The 270-nt window shown below is 36.3% G+C and carries 1 pseudogene; it reads left to right on the top strand.

Annotated elements, in window-relative coordinates:
• Window positions 1-270, top strand: a pseudogene (locus DPV95_RS10390) (hypothetical protein); the annotation flags it as partial.

Here is a 270-nt window from a genome sequence, read left to right as displayed (position 1 = left end):
AAAGATGCAGTTGTAGATAAAGTTGCTGAAGTAAAAAATGCAGTTTTTGAAGTAAAAGATGAAGCTGCTGATAAAGCGGCTGAGTTAAAAGATGAAGCTGAAGATAAAGCTGCTGAAGTGAAAGATGAAGCTGAAGATAAAGCTGCTGAAGTGAAAGATGCGGCTGAAGATAAAGCAAAAGAAGTAAAAAAAGCAGTTTCAGAAGCAAAAGATGAAGCTGCAGATAAAGCATCTGAGCTAAAAGATGCAGCTGAAGATAAAACTGTAGAA

Source organism: Haemophilus parainfluenzae (assembly GCF_003252755.1).
Lineage (GTDB): Bacteria > Pseudomonadota > Gammaproteobacteria > Enterobacterales > Pasteurellaceae > Haemophilus_D > Haemophilus_D parainfluenzae_N.
Note: the sequence above shows the minus strand (reverse complement) of the source record. Positions and strands in the feature narration are given on the sequence as shown.